This window comes from Curtobacterium sp. 9128 (genome assembly GCF_900086645.1).
Lineage (GTDB): Bacteria > Actinomycetota > Actinomycetes > Actinomycetales > Microbacteriaceae > Curtobacterium.
The window spans coordinates 1,553,401-1,571,294 of record NZ_LT576451.1; the positions used below are offsets into that span (position 1 = coordinate 1,553,401).

General features: G+C 70.2%; 17 protein-coding genes. 12 read left to right on the plus strand and 5 right to left on the minus strand.

Annotated elements, in window-relative coordinates; all coding sequences use genetic code 11:
* Positions 1-265 precede the first annotated feature (265 nt).
* A complete protein-coding gene (locus tag QK288_RS07575; RefSeq protein ID WP_281267196.1) occupies positions 266-1,015 on the minus strand; it encodes a CPBP family intramembrane glutamic endopeptidase in 750 nt (249 codons plus the stop codon).
* Between the two features lie 121 nt (positions 1,016-1,136).
* Here QK288_RS07575 and typA point away from each other — a divergent pair, with 121 nt between their 5' ends.
* The 7 genes from typA (at position 1,137) to QK288_RS07610 (ending at position 9,325) form a co-directional block, all read left to right on the plus strand.
* Positions 1,137-3,059, plus strand: coding sequence for a translational GTPase TypA (gene typA, locus QK288_RS07580; RefSeq protein ID WP_281267197.1), 1,923 nt, complete (start codon positions 1,137-1,139; stop codon positions 3,057-3,059).
* A gap of 47 nt (positions 3,060-3,106) precedes the next feature.
* Positions 3,107-4,300, plus strand: coding sequence for an amidohydrolase (locus QK288_RS07585; RefSeq protein WP_281267198.1), 1,194 nt, complete (start codon positions 3,107-3,109; stop codon positions 4,298-4,300).
* A 274-nt stretch (positions 4,301-4,574) separates the two neighbouring features.
* Positions 4,575-5,120 (plus strand): hypothetical protein, encoded by a 546-nt coding sequence (locus QK288_RS07590; protein ID WP_281267199.1) that lies wholly within the window; start codon positions 4,575-4,577, stop codon positions 5,118-5,120.
* Between the two features lie 40 nt (positions 5,121-5,160).
* Positions 5,161-6,384 carry a PIG-L family deacetylase gene (locus tag QK288_RS07595; RefSeq protein WP_281267200.1) on the plus strand — a complete coding sequence of 408 codons (1,224 nt, stop codon included), beginning with the start codon at positions 5,161-5,163 and terminating at the stop codon, positions 6,382-6,384.
* 36 nt (positions 6,385-6,420) lie between these two features.
* Positions 6,421-6,738 (plus strand): ferredoxin, encoded by a 318-nt coding sequence (gene fdxA / locus QK288_RS07600; protein ID WP_281267201.1) that lies wholly within the window; start codon positions 6,421-6,423, stop codon positions 6,736-6,738.
* Positions 6,739-6,749: 11 nt separating this feature from the next.
* Positions 6,750-7,868, plus strand: a complete 1,119-nt coding sequence (gene dapC, locus QK288_RS07605) for a succinyldiaminopimelate transaminase (protein WP_281267202.1) — start codon at positions 6,750-6,752, stop codon at positions 7,866-7,868.
* 158 nt (positions 7,869-8,026) lie between these two features.
* Positions 8,027-9,325 (plus strand): citrate synthase, encoded by a 1,299-nt coding sequence (locus QK288_RS07610; RefSeq protein ID WP_281267554.1) that lies wholly within the window; start codon positions 8,027-8,029, stop codon positions 9,323-9,325.
* A 321-nt stretch (positions 9,326-9,646) separates the two neighbouring features.
* Here QK288_RS07610 and dapD read toward each other — a convergent pair whose 3' ends face one another.
* Positions 9,647-10,606, minus strand: coding sequence for a 2,3,4,5-tetrahydropyridine-2,6-dicarboxylate N-succinyltransferase (gene dapD / locus QK288_RS07615; protein ID WP_281267203.1), 960 nt, complete (start codon positions 10,604-10,606; stop codon positions 9,647-9,649).
* A 35-nt stretch (positions 10,607-10,641) separates the two neighbouring features.
* Here dapD and dapE point away from each other — a divergent pair, with 35 nt between their 5' ends.
* Together dapE and QK288_RS07625 are read left to right on the plus strand one after the other, a co-directional pair.
* Entirely contained in the window at positions 10,642-11,724 is a 1,083-nt protein-coding gene (gene dapE, locus QK288_RS07620) for a succinyl-diaminopimelate desuccinylase (protein ID WP_281267204.1), read from the plus strand.
* The gene (locus QK288_RS07625) at positions 11,709-12,971 is read left to right on the plus strand and encodes a hypothetical protein (RefSeq protein WP_281267205.1); all 1,263 of its coding nucleotides are present in this window, start codon (positions 11,709-11,711) and stop codon (positions 12,969-12,971) included. The genes dapE and QK288_RS07625 overlap by 16 nt, the downstream gene beginning before the upstream one ends.
* Here QK288_RS07625 and QK288_RS07630 read toward each other — a convergent pair.
* Positions 12,950-14,113: an AI-2E family transporter gene (locus tag QK288_RS07630; RefSeq protein WP_281267206.1), complete on the minus strand. Its 1,164-nt coding sequence runs from the start codon at positions 14,111-14,113 to the stop codon at positions 12,950-12,952. The two genes, QK288_RS07625 and QK288_RS07630, sit on opposite strands and share 22 nt — an antisense overlap.
* A gap of 127 nt (positions 14,114-14,240) precedes the next feature.
* Here QK288_RS07630 and QK288_RS07635 point away from each other — a divergent pair, with 127 nt between their 5' ends.
* Both QK288_RS07635 and QK288_RS07640 read left to right on the plus strand, forming a co-directional pair.
* Positions 14,241-14,411, plus strand: a complete 171-nt coding sequence (locus QK288_RS07635) for a DUF3117 domain-containing protein (protein WP_017887054.1) — start codon at positions 14,241-14,243, stop codon at positions 14,409-14,411.
* A gap of 97 nt (positions 14,412-14,508) precedes the next feature.
* Positions 14,509-15,231, plus strand: a complete 723-nt coding sequence (locus QK288_RS07640; protein WP_281267207.1) for an AAA family ATPase — start codon at positions 14,509-14,511, stop codon at positions 15,229-15,231.
* Between the two features lies 1 nt (position 15,232).
* Here QK288_RS07640 and QK288_RS07645 read toward each other — a convergent pair whose 3' ends face one another.
* On the minus strand, positions 15,233-15,865 hold the full coding sequence (locus QK288_RS07645; protein WP_281267208.1) for a class I SAM-dependent methyltransferase: 633 nt from the start codon (positions 15,863-15,865) through the stop codon (positions 15,233-15,235).
* A 62-nt stretch (positions 15,866-15,927) separates the two neighbouring features.
* Between QK288_RS07645 and QK288_RS07650 the strand changes: the two genes are divergently transcribed.
* Positions 15,928-16,293, plus strand: coding sequence for a twin-arginine translocase TatA/TatE family subunit (locus tag QK288_RS07650; RefSeq protein WP_281267209.1), 366 nt, complete (start codon positions 15,928-15,930; stop codon positions 16,291-16,293).
* Positions 16,294-16,552: 259 nt separating this feature from the next.
* Here the strand turns inward: QK288_RS07650 and QK288_RS07655 are convergent, their stop codons facing one another.
* Positions 16,553-17,851: a carbohydrate-binding protein gene (locus QK288_RS07655; protein ID WP_281267210.1), complete on the minus strand. Its 1,299-nt coding sequence runs from the start codon at positions 17,849-17,851 to the stop codon at positions 16,553-16,555.
* Positions 17,852-17,894 lie beyond the last annotated feature (43 nt).

The following is a 17,894-nucleotide window of genomic DNA, read 5'->3' on the forward strand; positions in this document are numbered from 1 at the left end:
ACGCGCCGTTCGCGATCGAGTGCGCAGCAACGACGGCCGATGCTGCCCGGTGGTCGCCATTTCCGCGCACTCGGCGGGTGCGCGCCGGAACCGAGCGGCGGCCGGACGACGAGCGTCGAGCAGGTGCGACCCAGCGCCCCGTGACGCCGCCACTTCCGCGCACTCCTCCGCATGCCGGACCGCCGGACCGCCGGACCGCCGGACAGGAGGCTCGGTGCCGGACGCGCACCGAGCCTCCCGTCCGCCGCGCGGTCGCCGTCGGCGACTACCGGAACAGCGCGGGGAAGGCGTGCGCCACCCAGGGGTACCCGACGAAGACGGCGGCGTCGAGGATGCAGTGCGTCACGATGAGGGGCATGAGCCGGCCCCACTTCGTGTAGATCCACCCGAACGCGATGCCCATCACGGCGTTCCCCACGAACGCACCGAAGCCCTGGTACAGGTGGTAGCTGCCGCGCAGCAGTGCAGTGGACAGGATGATCTGCCAACGCCCCCACCCGATCTCGCCGAGGCGCGCGTACAGGTACCCGATGACGATGACCTCCTCCTGCAGCCCCGAGCGGATCGCGGAGAGCAGCAGGACGGGGATCGTCCACCAGTACGAGTCGAGCGCAGCGGGGTTCACGTTGACCGTGAACCCGAGCGCACGGCCCGTGAAGTACAGCGCGAGCCCCGGGATCCCGATGCCGAGCGCGATGAGGACGGGGACGCCGATGTCGGACCCGGCCCGGATCCGGTCGATGCCCAGGCGCGACAGGTGTGGGCGGGTGGTGCTCCAGAGCAGGTAGCAGACCAGCGCGACCGGGGCCAGGTCTACCGCGATGCCGACGAGCTGCCTCGCGAGGTCGACGTACTGCACCGTGGTCGTCGACGTGTTGAGCGCCGTGGACTGCTGCCCGAGCGGGGTGGTCTGCGACAGGTCGTCGATGATCTGCAGCACCGAGTAGAGCGCGCTGCCGCCCAACGAGAGCATCAGGACGATCGTGATCTCGACCCACGTTCGCCGTCGGCTCATGTGCTGTACTCCTGCCACTTGCGAACTACCGGTAGACTGGTGTGTCGGGCGTTCTGCCCGCGGGTGCGGTGTCGTGACGACGTCGGCCCGACACTCTCCCAGAACCTGAAGGATGTCCTGTATGGCGCTCGCCACCCGGTCCGACCTGCGCAACGTCGCCATCGTGGCACACGTCGACCACGGCAAGACCACGCTCGTCGACGCGATGCTCACGCAGACCAACTCGTTCGACGCCCACTTCGAGGGCGAAGACCGGATGATGGACTCGAACGACCTCGAGCGCGAGAAGGGCATCACCATCCTCGCGAAGAACACCTCGGTGCTCTACAACGGGAAGCACGCGACCGAGTTCGGCTCCGACGGCCCCATCACCATCAACGTGATCGACACCCCCGGCCACGCCGACTTCGGTGGCGAGGTCGAGCGCGGCCTGTCCATGGTCGACGGTGTCGTGCTGCTCGTCGACGCGTCGGAGGGCCCGCTGCCCCAGACCCGCTTCGTGCTCCGCAAGGCGCTCGCCGCGAAGCTCCCGGTGATCCTGCTCGTCAACAAGACGGACCGCCCAGACTCCCGCATCGACGAGGTCGTCTCCGAGTCGCAGGACCTGCTCCTCGGTCTCGCGTCCGACCTCTCGGACGAGGTCGACGACCTCGACCTCGACGCCATCCTCGACGTCCCCGTGGTCTACGCCTCGGGTCGTGCCGGTGCCGCCAGCCGCAACAAGCCGGCCGACGGCTCGCTGCCCGACAACGACGACCTCGAGCCGCTCTTCGAGGCGATCCTCCAGCACGTCCCGGCCCCGAAGTACGACGACGAGCACCCCCTGCAGGCGCACGTCACGAACCTCGACGCGTCGCCGTTCCTCGGCCGCCTCGCACTGCTGCGCATCTTCCACGGCACGATGAAGAAGGGCCAGACGGTCGCGTGGGTCAAGCACGACGGCACCGTCCAGAACGCCCGCATCACCGAGCTCCTCATCACCAAGGCGCTCGACCGCTACCCAGCCGAGTCCGCTGGTCCCGGTGACATCGTCGCCGTCGCGGGCTTCGACACGATCACCATCGGTGAGACCCTGACCGACCCCGAGGACGTCCGCCCGCTGCCGACCATCACTGTCGACGACCCGGCGATCTCGATGACCATCGGGACCAACACGAGCCCGCTCGTCGGCAAGGTCAAGGGCCACAAGCTCACCGCCCGCATGGTCAAGAACCGCCTCGACAGCGAGCTCGTCGGCAACGTCTCGCTCAAGGTGCTCGACATCGGCCGCCCCGACGCGTGGGAGGTCCAGGGTCGCGGCGAGCTCGCGCTGGCCATCCTCGTCGAGCAGATGCGTCGAGAGGGCTTCGAGCTCACGGTCGGCAAGCCGCAGGTCGTCACCAAGCGTGACGAGAACGGCAAGCTCCAGGAGCCGTACGAGCACATGACGATCGACACGCCAGAGGAGCACCTCGGCGCGATCACGCAGCTCATGGCCGCGCGCAAGGGTCGCATGGAGAACATGACGAACCACGGCACCGGCTGGATCCGTATGGAGTTCATCGTGCCGTCGCGTGGCCTCATCGGCTTCCGCACGTCGTTCCTCACCGAGACCCGCGGCACCGGCATCGCCAACGCGATCTCGCACGGCTACGCCGAGTGGGCCGGCCCGATCCAGACCCGCATCAACGGCTCCATCGTGTCCGACCGCTCCGGTGTCGTCACGCCGTTCGCCATCACGAACCTCCAGGAGCGGATGACGTTCTTCGTCAACCCCACCGAAGAGGTCTACGAGGGCATGGTCATCGGCGAGAACTCGCGCGCCGACGACATGGACGTGAACATCACCAAGGAGAAGAAGCTCACGAACATGCGTTCGGCGAACGCCGACTCCTTCGAGTCGATGACGCCGTCGCGCCAGCTCTCCCTCGAGGAGTGCCTGGAGTTCGCTCGCGAGGACGAGTGCGTCGAGGTCACCCCCGACGCCGTGCGCATCCGCAAGGTCGAGCTCGACGCGCAGGCCCGGCAGCGCGCGTACGCCCGCCTGAAGCGCCAGGACGCGTAAGCACCCGCACACAGTGCACGAGGAGGTCGAGGGATACGGTTGATGCCGTGACTCTCGACCTCCTCTCGCTGTACCAAGACCTCCACGCCCACCCGGAGCTCGGCTTCCAGGAGCACCGCACCGCCGGTGTCGTCTCCGCGAAGCTGCACGAGCTGGGCGGCATCGACGTGACCGAGGGCGTCGGCGGCACCGGCGTCGTCGGGGTCCTGTCGAACGGCGACGGTCCGGTCATCTGGCTCCGTGCGGACATGGACGGCCTGCCGGTGGAGGAGCGCACGGGCCTGCCCTACGCGAGCACCCACCGCGGCACCGACGAGACCGGCGCCGACGTCCCGACGATGCACGCCTGCGGCCACGACATCCACGTCACGTGGCTCCTCGGGACGCTCGAGCGCCTCACCGCGACGAAGGCCGACTGGTCCGGCACCGTCGTCGCCGTGTTCCAGCCCGCCGAAGAGGTCATCTCCGGTGCCCGGGCGATGGTCGACGACGGCCTCGTCGAGCGATTCCCGAAGCCCTCGATCGTGCTCGGCCAGCACTCCGCACCGGCACCGGTCGGCATGGTCGCGGTGGGTGCCGGTGCGGTGATGGCGTCGAGCGACCGGTTCGCCGTCACGTTCAACGGCCGCGGCGCCCACGGCTCGGCACCCCAGTCCTCGCTCGACCCCGTCGTCACGGCGGCGTCGGCGGTCGTGCGGCTGCAGACGATCGTCTCCCGCGAGACCTCCCCGAGCGACGCTGGTGTCGTGACCGTCGGGAGCTTCCACGCCGGAAGTCGGGCGAACATCATCCCCGACAAGGCGGTCATCGAGATCTCGACGCGGGCGCGCAACGAGGAGACCCGCGGCCGCATCATCGACTCGATCGAGCGCATCGTCCGCGCCGAGAGCCAGGCGGGTGGCCTGCCCGAGCCGACGATCGAGCGGTTCCCGGGTGCCGACGTCCTCGTGAACGACCCGGAGCAGGCCGCCAAGGTCCTCGATGCCCTCCGTCCGGCGGTCCCGAACGCCGTCGACCTGGAGTCCGGCCTCGCGATGGCGTCGGAGGACGTGGGGCAGCTCGCCACGGCCGCAGGCGTGCCGATCGTGTACTGGTTCACGGGCATCACCGACCCGGAGCTGTTCCGTCGCGGCGAGGACATCCCGAGCAACCACTCGCCGTTCTACGCGCCGCAGGCGGAGACCGCGATCCCGGTGGGCGTCGACGCGCTCGTCGCGGCCGCGCGCGCCTACCTGCGCTGACGCGCGTTCCTTCCCACAACGCCCGCATTGGGAAGCGGTTTCGCGCGTAGGGGGTCGAAAGAACTGACCCCCTACGCGCGTTCCGACCTCCTACGCGCGTTTTGACCCACCACACCACCGGACCGGACGGGAGGCTCGGGTCGCGCCCGGCAGGGACGTGAGACTCCCAGGGAACTCGCGCCGAGCCTCTCCCCACCGGCACGGCCTGAGCGCCGCTGGCGCGTCGCTCAGGAACCGGCGGCGTGGGCCCAGGCTGACCCGTTAGCTTGTCCGCATGCGCAACGCCATCCGCACCCCGCTCGTGGCCGCCGTGGCGGCCGGCATCGCCCTGGCCGGGCTCACCGGCTGCTCCTCGGACACCCTGAAGCAGGCGACGGACCTCGGGTCCTCGGTGGCCTCGGACGTCAGCGAGCACGTGCAGGGGATCGACGGCTCCGCGATCGAGCAGGGCATGTCGAACATCGCCGGCGGCATCGACGGCGCGCTTGACACCGCGCTGAAGGGCGCGAACGTGACGTCCGACGGCAAGGTCCCCGAGGGGTTCCCGACCGCAGCGGTGCCGCTCGTCGACGGGACGGTGCTCGGCGGTGGGACGGGGCCGAACGGGTCCGGCTGGGTGGTGCAGGTGCAGGCCGCCGGGGTGGACGACTTCGCCGCGGCCGCGCAGCAGCTCACCGACGCCGGGTTCACCGAGTCGGCGAAGCGGTCGGACACGTCGAGTGCGTTCGGGATCTTCCGGAGCGACGACCACCGGGTCGTCCTGACCTTCTCGAAGTCGGACGCCGGGGCGACCGCGACCTACATCGTCACCCCGCGCTAGGCAGGCCTCGTCCGGCAAGGGTCCCGTACGCTTGGACCCGATGTCGAAGGCCACCGCGACGCGCCCCGAGCGTGTCCTCATCGTGCACGCCCACCCCGACGACGAGACCCTGTCGTCCGGAGGCACCATCGCGACGCTCCTCGAGCTCGGGTCCGAGGTCACCGTGCTCACGGCGACCAGGGGCGAGCGCGGCGAGATGCTCACGCCGGAGCTGGCGCCGCTGTTCGGTGACGCGCCGCGCGTCGCCGCCCACCGTGAGACCGAGATCGCGGCGGCACTCGCCGCCCTCGGGGGACCGGCGCACCTCTGGCTCGGCGGACCCGGTGCCCGACCGACCGACCTGCCCGAGCGCCGCTACACGGACTCCGGCATGCAGTGGGGACCGGACGGGCGAGCGGTCGCCGCGGACGACGCCCCGGCCGATTCCCTGACGATGGCCGACCTCGGCGAGGTCGTCGACGACGTCCGCGCCGCGATCCGCTCCACGGCGGCGGACGCGGTCATCAGCTACGCAGACGACGGCGGGTACGGACATCCGGACCACGTGCGGGTGCACCACGCGGCGAAGTACGCGGCGAAGGCCGAGGACGTCCCGTTCTCGATGATCGTCGACCCGGGATCCGGTGAAGCGGACCTGACCGTGGACGTGCTCCCGGTCCGGGCGAAGGTCCGTGCGGCGGTCGAGCAGTACCGCTCCCAGGTCACCGTCGACCCCGTCGATCCCGCCGACCCGCTCGCTCTGTCATGGGTGATGCCGCACGGTGCGCGTCACCAGGCTCCGGCCACCGAGGCCTTCCGGCACGACACACCGCCGTCGGCGCCCGCTCCGGAGACGTACGCCGAGATGACCCCTGCCGGGAAGGCGACCGCGGTCGTCGTGTCGCTCGTGGTCGGGCTCCTCGCCGGCGGACTCGGCACGATCACCCACCAGCAGACCCTCGGTGCCTTCCCGATCGGCATCGTCCTCACGACGTTGATCGTCGTCGGGCTGACGGTCGGCGTGCGGTTGTTGTACCGGTCGCGGGCGATGGTCGCGGCGATCGGCATCGGGGTCATCGTCGCGACCCAGGTGCTGGTCTCGGTCGGCGGGCAGAGCTCCCCGCTCGTGCTCGCGAACACCGCCGGGTACGTGTGGACGTTCGGACCGGCGATCGTCGCCATGCTGGCGCTCGCGTGGCCAGACCTGTCCGGTGCGCGTGCCGCCGCTGACGCCCGTGTCGACGCCGACGGCCCGCGGTCAGGGACGCCGGCCGCCCGCGAGTAGACTCGAAGCGCTCAGTTCGAAGGGAGCAACCCGACCGTGACCTACGTGATCGCCCAGCCCTGTGTCGACGTCAAGGACCGCGCGTGCATCGACGAATGCCCCGTTGACTGCATCTACGAGGGCGACCGCTCGCTGTACATCCACCCGGATGAGTGCGTGGACTGCGGCGCCTGCGAACCCGTCTGCCCGGTCGAGGCGATCTACTACGAGGACGACCTCCCGGACGAGTGGGCCGACTACTACAAGGCCAACGTCGAGTTCTTCGACGAGGTGGGCTCCCCGGGCGGTGCCGCCAAGGTCGGGGTGATCCACAAGGACCACCCGGTCGTCATGGCCGAACCGCCGCGCGGCTGAACGACACGCACGTGCCACTCGACCTCCCCGACTTCCCCTGGGACCAGCTCGTCCCGTTCAAGCAGCGCGCGGCCGAGTACGAGGGCGGCATCGTCGACCTCAGCGTCGGTTCCCCCGTCGATCCCACCCCATCGGTCATCCGGAGGGCGCTGTCCGACGCAACGGACGCGCATGCCTACCCGCAGGTCGCCGGGACCCCTGCGCTCCGCCAGGCCATCGCCGACTGGTACGGCCGCCGCCACGGCGTGGAGCTGACCGAGGTCCAGACGCTGCCGACGATCGGGTCGAAGGAGTTCATCGCCGGACTCGCGCTCTGGCTCGGCATCGGGCGGGGGGACACCGTCGTGTTCCCCGCCGCCGCGTACCCGACGTACGAGCTCGGCGCGGCGCTCGTCGGTGCCACAGCCCTGGCGTCCGACGACCCTGCCGCGTGGCCGGAGGGCACGAAGCTCGTCTGGCTGAACTCCCCGGGCAACCCCGACGGGCGGGTGCTCTCGATCGAGGAACTCCGCGTCGCCGTCGCGCGCGCCCGTGCCCTCGGCGCCGTGATCGTCGGGGACGAGTGCTACGCCGAACTCGGCTGGGAAGCACCCTTCGACCAGCAGCCGACCCCGACGATCCTCGACCCGCGCGTCGTGGGCGACTCCGTCGACGGTGTGCTCAGCGTGTACTCCCTGTCGAAGCAGTCCAACCTGGCCGGCTACCGGGCCGCCTTCGTCGCCGGCGACGCTGCGGTGCTCGCCGAGGTCCTGGCCGTCCGGAAGCACACCGGCATGATGCCGCCGCTGCCCGTGCAGCAGGCGATGATCTTCGCGCTCGAGGACCAGACGCACGTGCAGCAGCAGAAGGCGCTGTACCGTGCCCGTCGCGGCATGCTCCGACGTGCGCTCGAGGGCGCGGGCTTCCGCGTCGACCACAGCGAAGCGGGCCTGTACCTCTGGGCCACCAGGGGCGAACCGGCACTCGACACGGTGGCGTGGCTGGCGGAGCGGGGCATCCTCGTCGCCCCGGGGACCTTCTACGGCGCGGCCGGCGGCGAGCACGTCCGTGTCGCCCTCACCGCGACGGACGAGCGGATCGCAGCGGCGGCCCAGCGGCTGACGAGCGGCCGACGCGTGGCTTCGGCGTAGGCGACCAGGGCGGCGACCCGGCCGCAATTCGTGAGTCCCACCAAGTTCCGAGGCTCTGGGTGTGCGCGAGCGACAGACGGCGCGATTAGGCTGTTCTCGTGACTGACACTGCCAATGACGCTCAGAAGACGGCCACATCGCCAACGACGCCCGTCCCCGTGAGTCCCGCCGCCGAGCAGGCGACGGAGACCGCGACGCTGTCGTACCCGGGTGGGACGGCGGAGTTCCCGATCCTGCCGAGCGTCGACGGCGCGTCCACGGTGGACATCTCGACCTTCAAGAAGCAGACCGGGATGAACACGCTCGACTACGGGTTCGTGAACACCGGGTCGACGAAGAGCGCGATCACGTACATCGACGGCGACCAGGGCATCCTGCGGTACCGCGGGTACCCGATCGACCAGGTCGCCTCGAACTGCACGTTCCTCGAGGTCGCCTGGCTGCTCATCTACGGTGAGCTGCCGACCGAGTCCGAGCTCGAGGACTTCGACGCGCGCATCCGCCGGCACACGCTCCTGCACGAGGACCTCCGTCGCCTGTTCGACGCCCTGCCGCACTCGGCGCACCCGATGTCCGTGCTCTCCAGCGCGGTCAGTGCGCTGTCCACGTACTACGAGGACGACATGGACGTCGACGACCCGGAGAAGGTCGAGCTCCAGACCGTCCGGCTCCTCGCGAAGCTCCCGGTCATCGCCGCCTACGCGCACAAGAAGTCCATCGGGCAGGCGTTCCTGTACCCGGACAACTCGCTGTCGTTCGTCGACAACTTCCTGCGCCTGAACTTCGGCACCATGGCCGAGACCTACACGCCGAACCCGGTGCTGACGAAGGCGCTCGACCGGCTGCTCATCCTGCACGAGGACCACGAGCAGAACGCCTCCACCGCGACGGTCCGCCTGGTCGGCTCGACGAAGGCGAACATGTTCGCGTCGATCTCCGCCGGCATCAACGCCCTGTACGGTCCACTGCACGGTGGCGCGAACGAAGCCGTCCTCGAGATGCTCCAGCAGATCAAGGACTCCGGCGAGCCGGTGCAGCGCTTCGTCGAGCGCGTGAAGAACAAGGAGCGCGGGGTGAAGCTCATGGGCTTCGGACACCGCGTCTACAAGAACTACGATCCCCGCGCGAAGCTCGTGAAGGAGTCGGCGGACGAGGTGCTCGAGTCCCTGGGCGTGCAGGACGACCTGCTCGACATCGCCCGCGAGCTCGAGGAGATCGCGCTCAGCGACCAGTACTTCATCGATCGCAAGCTGTACCCGAACGTGGACTTCTACACCGGCATCATCTACAAGGCGATGGGCTTCCCGCCGCGGATGTTCACCGTGCTGTTCGCGATCGGGCGCCTGCCCGGCTGGATCGCCCAGTGGCGCGAGCTCAACAACGACCCTCTCAACAAGATCGGTCGCCCGCAGCAGCTCTACGTGGGTTCCCCGAAGCGGGACCTGCCCGCTCGCTGACGCAGAGGCCGCGTGGTCGCGCCCGCCGACGAACATCGCGCCCCGTCGTGACGGGGCGCGATGTTCGTGCGGGGGTGCGACGCTGCGCGCGACCGCTCCACCGTGAACTGCAACCGTCTGGAGGCCCGGTGCCGGTCTCGCGGACCGGCACCGGGCCTCCAGGCGGTTGCCTGCGTGAGCACGAGGTCGCCGGCCCAGCGCGCACCCCGGCGGCGCGTGCGCCGACGATCTGCCGCCTGGTCGCGCCCGCCGACGAACATCGCGCCCCGTCGTGACGGGGCGCGATGTTCGTGCGGGGGCGCGATGCGCGCGGGTGCGTCGCTACGCGTGGAGCGCGGTGTTGAGCTGGATGCCCTCGCCCTGGCGCTGCAGCGCCTCCACGGCGCCGGAGACGCTGTTGCGGCGGAACAGGATGTTCGGCGCGCCGGACAGCTCGGCTGCCTTCACGGTCTTCGGGGTGCCGTCGGGGTTCGGCGCCGATCCGACCAGCACGACCTTGGTGCCGGCGGTGACGTAGAGGCCGGCTTCGATGACGGAGTCGTCGCCGAGGGAGATGCCGAGCCCGGCGTTCGCCCCGAGGAGTGCGCGCTCGCCGAGCGAGACGCGGTGCGTGCCGCCGCCGGAGAGCGTGCCCATGATGGACGCCCCGCCGCCGATGTCGGTGCCGTTGCCGACGACGACGCCCTGGGACACGCGGCCCTCGATCATGGCGTCACCGAGGGTGCCGGCGTTGAAGTTGACGAAGCCCTCGTGCATGACGGTGGTGCCCGGTGCGAGGTGTGCGCCCAGTCGGACACGGTTGGCGTCGCCGATGCGGACCCGGTCCGGCACGACGTAGTCGACCAGGCGGGGGAACTTGTCGATCGCGTGCACGGCGATGCCCGCGCGCTGCAGGGACGGGCGGAGGCGCGTCAGGTCGGCGGGGAGCACGGGCCCGGCGTTCGTCCACGCGACGATCGGCAGGTGGCCGAAGACGCCGTCGAGGTTGATCGTGTTCGGGCGCACGTGCAGGTGGCTGAGGAGGTGCAGGCGCAGGTAGGCGTCCGGGGTGCTGGCCGGGGCCGCGTCGATCTCGATCTCGACCGTGACGGCCTCGATGCGGACCCCACGGCGGTCGTCCTCGCCGATGTGCTCCTGCAGCTCGAGGGGGAACTCGGCGTCCGCGGGGAGCGCGCCGAGGTGCGTCTCCGGGAACCAGGTGTCGAGCTCGGTGCCGTCGGAGGCGACGGTCGCGAGGCCGTGGCCCCAGGCGGAGGTCGGGCGGGCGGTGGTGTCGGTCACGGCTCCAGGGTAGTGGTGCCCGGTAGGGTGACCGCATGCCGGAGCAGCTCGACCTCACCGCCTCGTCCATCGACATCACCCGTGCCATCTGCGACATCGAGTCGGTGTCCGGCAACGAGCGGTCCCTCGCCGACGCGATCGAGGCGGTGCTCGCGCCGCTGCCGCACCTCGAGGTGATCCGCGACGGTGACGCGATCGTCGCGCGCACGAACCTCGGCCGTGACCGCCGCGTGGTGATCGCCGGCCACATCGACACCGTGCCGCTGAACGACAACCTGCCGACAGAGTTCCGGACGGCGGAGGACGGCACGGAGATCCTCTGGGGGCGTGGGACCGTCGACATGAAGGCGGGTTGCGCGGTGCAGTTGAAGCTCGCGTACGACCTGGCGGCACCGTCGGTGGACGTCACGTGGGTCTGGTACGACCACGAGGAGGTGTCCGATGCGCTGAACGGCCTGGGACGCCTCGCCCGCACGCGCCCGGAGCTCTTGGCCGGCGACTTCGCCATCCTCGGTGAGCCGTCCGGCGCCCAGATCGAGGGCGGCTGCAACGGCAACCTCCGCGCCGAGATCCGTGCCTACGGCAAGCGTTCGCACAGCGCCCGCAGCTGGATCGGCGACAACGCCATCCACAAGGCGGCACCGATCCTGGCGACCCTGGCCGCGTACGAGCCGCGCACGGTCGAGGTCGACGGGCTCGAGTACCGCGAGGGCCTCAACGCCGTGGGGATCACCGGCGGCATCGCCGGCAACGTCATCCCGGACGAGGTCATGGTCCACGTGAACTACCGGTTCGCGCCGTCCCGTTCGGCTGACGAGGCCGTCGCGCACATCCGTGAGCTGTTCGACGGCTACCAGGTGGACATCGTCGACCTGGCCGCCGGCGCACGCCCGGGTCTCGACGCGCCGCTCGCGCAGGACTTCGTCGCCGCGGTCGGCGGCCCCGAGCCCCGCCCGAAGTACGGCTGGACCGACGTCGCCCGTTTCTCGGCCCTCGGCGTCCCCGCCGTGAACTACGGCCCGGGCGAGCCGGTGTTCGCACACCACGACGACGAACAGGTCCCCGTCGCGCAGATCACCGCGGTCGAGGACGGTCTGCGTCGGTGGCTGACGGCGTGACCACGGCGTCGCCGTCCGGCTCCGTGCCGGTCCGGCGTCCACGGCCAGGGGTCGCGCGCTGGCGTGCCCGGTACCGCGTCGTGCCCTGGTGGGCGCGGATCACCGTCCTCTACGTGCTCGCCCGGATCGTCACCGGCACGATGCTCATGGGGTTCTCGAGCATCCAGACCGCGAACTCGTTCACGTTGTCGCACCCGCCGTACCTGTCGTTCGCGTCGATCTGGGACGGTGCCTGGTACCGGGTGATCGCCTCGGCCGGGTACCCCTCGACGCTGCCGCTCGACACCGCAGGGCACGTCACCGAGAACGCGTGGGCGTTCATGCCGGCGTACCCGTTCCTCGTCCGCGGGCTGATGCTGCTCACGGGGGCGTCCTTCGAGCTCGTCGCGGTCTCGGTGTCGCTCGTCGCCGGCTGGGGTGCTGCGCTGGTCTTCCGCCGGCTGATGGGGCGGTTCCTCGACCCGGCGCGGGCGACGTTCGCGACGGTGCTGTTCTGCGTCGCGCCGGTCTCGGTCATGTTCCAGGTCGCCTACGCCGAGGCGATGGGGCTGTTCCTGCTGCTCGCCACGTTGATGCTCCTCGTGCAGCGCCGGTTCTGGACGATGCTGCCCGTCGTGCTGCTGCTCGGCATGACCCGCCCCACGGGGCTGGCGTTCGCGCTGCTGATGGTGCTCGTCATCGGCGTGTGGTGGCTCCGGCCCGCGTGGGTGCGGATGCCGTCGCGCCCGTCGTTCCGGTCGCTCGTCCCGCCGGCGGTCGTGGCGGTCGTCTCCGGTCTGGTCGGGCTCGCGTGGCCGGCGATCGCGTGGGCGGTCACCGGCGTCCCGAGGGCGTACACGGACACGGAGCTCGCCTGGCGGTCGTCCTACATCGGGTGGAAGGAGCTCGTGCCGTTCGCCCCGTGGGTGCAGGGCTTCGGGTGGTGGTTCCGGCAGCCGGCCGGCGGGGTGCTGCTCGCCCTGGTGCTCGTCGGGTTCGCGGCGTTCGTGTTCATGCCACCCGCTCGGCGGATCGGGCTCGAGCTGCGGCTCTGGGCGGTCGCCTACCTGGTGTACCTGCTCGCGGTGTTCTTCCCGCAGTCCAGCACGTGGCGCATCCTGCTGCCGATCGCACCGCTGCTCGGGATCGTGGCGCTGCCGCGGTCACGGGTGTACCGCGTGCTGGTCGTCGTGCTGTGCGTCGTGCTGCAGTGGGTGTGGATGTACTACTGCTGGTGGGTCGACGGCTACGACTGGACCCCGCCGTGATCGGTGGGGGCTGCGTCCGCGCTCGCGTCGAGCGCTTCGGCCGCTGATCCGTCCTCGGGCCTCCACGCGGCGGCGGCCGTCACCATCGCGTTGACCGTCGCGATGAACGGCACCGCGAAGAAGGCGCCGACCACCCCGGCGATCGTCGTCCCGGCGGTGACGCCGAGCACGACGCCGAGCGGGTGCACCTTGACGGCGCTGCCCGTGAGGAACGGGTGCAGCACGTGACTCTCGAGCTGCTGCACGAGCACCACGATGCCGAGCATGATGAGCGCCGGCACCCAGCCGTTGAACACGAGCGCGACGAGCACGGCGACGACGCCGGCGACGATCGCGCCGACGACGGGGACGAAGGCGCCCATGAACACGATCACGCCGATCGGGATCGCGAGCGGCACCTGGAGGATGAGCGCGCCGATCACCACGCCGAGGGCATCGGTGATCGCCACGACGAGCTGCACGCGGATGAAGCTCGTGAGGGTCTTCCACCCGGCGGCACCGGCGACGTCGATGCGCGGTCGTGCCCGTCGCGGGAAGATCCGGACGACCCATGCCCAGATCCGCGGCCCGTCGATGAGCACGAAGATCGTCGTGAAGACGATGATGAACAGGCCCTCGAGCGCGTGGACCGCCCCGGTGCCGGCCTCCTGGAAGCCCGAGAGGATCGACGAGGCGTGCGACTGCAGGTACGCGGTGCCCTTCGACACCCACTCGTTGACCTGCTTGACCGTGATGCCGAACGGTTCGCTGTCGAGCAGGGACTGCAGCGAGCGGATCTGCACGTGCAGCCGGTGTTCGAGCGACGGCAGGTCGTACCGGATCTGTGCCGTGACGACGAGGGCGAGGACACCGATCACCACGACGACGAGGATCAGGCTCGACAGCACCGCCGCCCATTTCGGCCAGCGGTGGCGCTGCAGGAACGACGACATCGGAGCGAGCAGCGCGCACAGGAGCAGCGCGATGAGGAACGGGACGACGATCTCGCTGAGCAGGACGACCAGCGCGATCACGACGGCCAGGAGCGCGCCGACCACGAGCAGTCGCCACGAGAACGCGCCGGCGATGCGCATGCCGGCGGGCACGGCGTCGTCGGCTCCGGGAGCGGGGTCCGGACGGCGCATGGAGGGAATGATCGGCACGCACACAGGGTAGGGAGAAAGGTCGCGAGAACGACGTGATCGATGGCCCCCAACCTGGGCGGTTTCGCAGTTGGCCCTTCCGTACGGGATAATGGGACGGCATGTACTGCACGAAAGGGGACATCTGATGGCAGCCATGAAGCCGAGGACCGGTGACGGGCCGATGGAGGCTGTTAAGGAGGGTCGACTCATCATCGTGCGGGTTCCGCTCGAAGGTGGAGGCCGCCTGGTCGTCTCGGTCAACGACGCCGAGGCCAAGGAACTCCACGACGCACTCGCCGAGGTCGTCTCGGCATAGTTCGTCGACGCTCCACAGCAGAGGGCCCGGAACGCGTACGTTCCGGGCCCTCTGTGGTCCGTGCGCGGTTGTCGTCGGTCGCCGCCATGATGGTCGCGTGCCACGTTCCCGCCGATCCGTCCGCCGTGTCGAGGAGTACGCCGCCGATCCGATGCCGCGCGGCGCGTGGCCCGCGACGCTCGCTCCCGTCCGACAGGTGCTCGACGACGGGCTCGACCTCGACACCGTCACGGTCTTCGTCGGGGAGAACGGCGCCGGCAAGTCGACCCTGGTGGAGGCGATCGCCCTCGCCTTCGGCATGAGTCCGGAAGGCGGGTCGACGAACTCCGGCCACAGCACGCGCCCGAGCGAATCCGATCTGTGGGAACACATCGCGCTGCACCGGGAGCCGGGGGCACCGAGGGGCGGGTTCTTCCTCCGTGCGGAGACCATGCACGGTTTCTTCACGTACCTCGAAGAACACCCGGGGTCTCGGCCGGAGCCGGTGTTCCACGAGCGGAGCCACGGTGAGTCGTTCCTCGACTTCGTGATCGACCGGTCGCAGTGGCCGGGGTTGTGGATCCTCGACGAACCCGAGTCGGCGCTGTCGTTCCAGGGGTGTCTGGCGCTCATCGGGCTGTTGCAGGCGATCGTCGACGACGGCCTCGGGCAGGTGGTCCTCTCGACGCACTCGCCCGTGCTGGCGGCGTTCCCCGGAGCGACCATCCACGAGGTCGGTGAGTGGGGCCTCCGGCGCAGTGCCTGGGCCGACCTCGACCTGGTGCGGAACCAGCGCGCGTTCCTCGAGTCGCCGGAGCGGTACCTGCGACATCTCGAGTGAGCTAGGCGGTGACCTTCGTCATCTGCAGCAGGCCGTCACCGGCGGGGGACAGCGAGCTGATCACGGCGCCGGAGGTCGACACCTCGGTGAGCAGCAGCCGGAAGTCGGTCGTCGCACGGTCCCGCTTCACCGGGTCGGCGACCCGACCGCGCCACAGTGCGTGCGGCACCAGGACGGTCCCACCGAGTCGCGCGAGCCGCAGCCCGTGCTCGACGTACTCGATGACGTGCTCGGGGTCGGCGTCGACCAGGACGACGTCGTAGGACGCCTCGTTCATGCGGGGGAGCACCTGGTTGGCGCGACCCGGGATCAGCCGGACGCGCGACGGCGCGGTCCCGGCGGCGATGTAGGCGTCACGGGCGTACTGCTGGTGGTCGACCTCGATGTCGATGGTGGTGAGGGTGGCCTTCGGGGCGCCGCCGAGGAGGTACAGCCCGGAGACCCCGAGGCCGGTGCCGATCTCGATGATGCCGGTCGCTCGGGATGCGGCCGCGATGACGCTCATCTGCGCGCCGATCGACGGAGCGACTGCTTCGACACCGAGCTCGAGCGAGTGCTCGCGGGCACGGGCGATCACCTCGGACTCGGAGACGATGTCCTCCGCGAACTTCCAGTTCGACTCTTTCTCTGACACGCACACTCCTCGAACGACAACTCTAGGGTGCAGTTCGGCCGGTTCGGGTTAGGCTCGCTCGTGTGAACATCCCGCTCGACAAGATCCTGATCATCGGGATCATTGCCGTGCTCTTGCTCGGGCCGCAGCGCCTGCCGATGTACGCGCAGAAGCTCGCCGAGTTCGTCAAAGCGGTCCGACGGTTCGCGGACACCGCCAAGGACCGCATGCGCGAGGAGATGGGCCCGGACTTCGACGACGTCGACTGGCAGAAGCTCGACCCGCGGCAGTACGACCCGCGCCGCATCATCCGCGACGCGCTCCTCGACTCCGGCACCGGCGCTGCCGCCGCCGCGCCGCAGGTGACCGCCACGAAGGTGCGTGCGCCGGCACCGATCGTGCCGCTCGCCGCCGGCGAGAAGGCGCCGTACGACGGCGAAGCGACCTGACGCCCGCTTTCTCGCCAGACACCGTCATCCGCACGAGACGCCGCCGGTTCCGGCGGCGTCTCGTGCGTTCCGGAGCGTCTCGCGCCTGCGTGACCGCCGGCGGACGGGAGGCTCGGTGCCAGCTGGCACCGAGCCTCCCGTCCGTGCCGTGGTGCGTTCCGACCCATCCCGCCCGCAATGGAAAGCCGAATCGCGCGTAGGTGGCCCGGAAAACCGGCCTCCTACGCGCGATTCGGCTTCCTACGCGCGGTTCGACCCGCTACTTCAGGTCGGCCAGGAAGCGGTCGGTCCAGGCCAGGGCGGACGACCCCGTCACGGAGTTGCACGTCGCGGACGCGGTGCTCGTCGGCGTCGCGCAAGGGGTGTCGCGGTCGAGGGACCAGGTGTGCACCCCGGCGAGCCCGTGCGACTTCGCGTACGACGAGACCGTGTCGACGTCGGCGAGCGTGAAGACCTCGTCCGAGGCGTCGTTCACCCCGAGCATCGGCGTGACCTCGATCTTCGACGATGCGATCCCGTACGTGTGCTGCAGGTTCGTCACGGCCTGGATGGTGGACTGCCCCATCTCGCAGGTCGACCCGACGATGACGCAGTTCGCCGTGGTGGCCCGGCCGAAGTCCATCGTCATGAGGTTGACCGTGTAGTTCGTCAGGCTCGACGCCTTGATCGCCTTCACGGTGGCGTCACCCGTGCTGTTGAGTCCGCCGTACGATCCGTCGGACGCGGCCAGGGTTGCGAGGGTGAACGAGAAGCGCAGGCCCGGGTACTTCGTCTGCGCGAGCGCCGCGGCGTTCACGAGGTTCTGCACGTCGGCTGCCGACTGCCCGCTCTCGATGTCGAAGTCGACGCCGATCATGTGCGGGGACGCGTACCGGGCGATGAAGCTCTGGAGTGCGGTGCCAGAGCACTTGAACGACCCGGCCGCCCCGCCGGTGCTGACGATGTAGTTCACGCCGGCGGCGTCGAGCTTCGGGATGTTGGCGCTCGCGAACGCGTCGGCGGCGACCCCGCCCCAGTTCTCGCTGCCGCAGGTGCCGGTCGCGAACGCGAGGGTGATCGCCTTGAGACCGGGCTCCCTGGTCGAGACCAGGCTGTTCGAGCTCCCGACGACCGGGATGCGCGTGCCCGTGACCGCGGTGTTCATCACGTTCGTGTTCCAGTCGAGGTTCACGGTGACGTCCTTGTACGGGCTGAAGACCAGCCCGCTGGCGGTGCCGGTGCTGCCGTTCCCGGGGTTCGTGGTGCCGCCGCCCGTGCCACCGCCGGGCGTGGTGGTCCCGCCCGTGCAGGCCCCCGTCGAGGTCCACGGCTGCCCGCTCCCCGTCGCGCCCGAGTGGGTCGCGGGGTCGTCGCCCTGCGTCCACCAGTTCGCGGTGTAGTTCGTGCCGTTCTCGCTGACCGTCTGCCCGCCGCTGTAGGCGGTGCCCGACGCCCACGCGGTCGCGCAGGTCGTCGCGGCGGTGGCGGCCGTGACCGGTACGGCTGCGAGCGTTCCCCCTGCGAGCGCTGCTGCCACGGCGCCGATGACGCCGATCCGGATCCTGGTGGTCCTGTTCACCTGGGTTCTCCAATGCTTCGGCCGACGTCGTCGTCAGCACGGT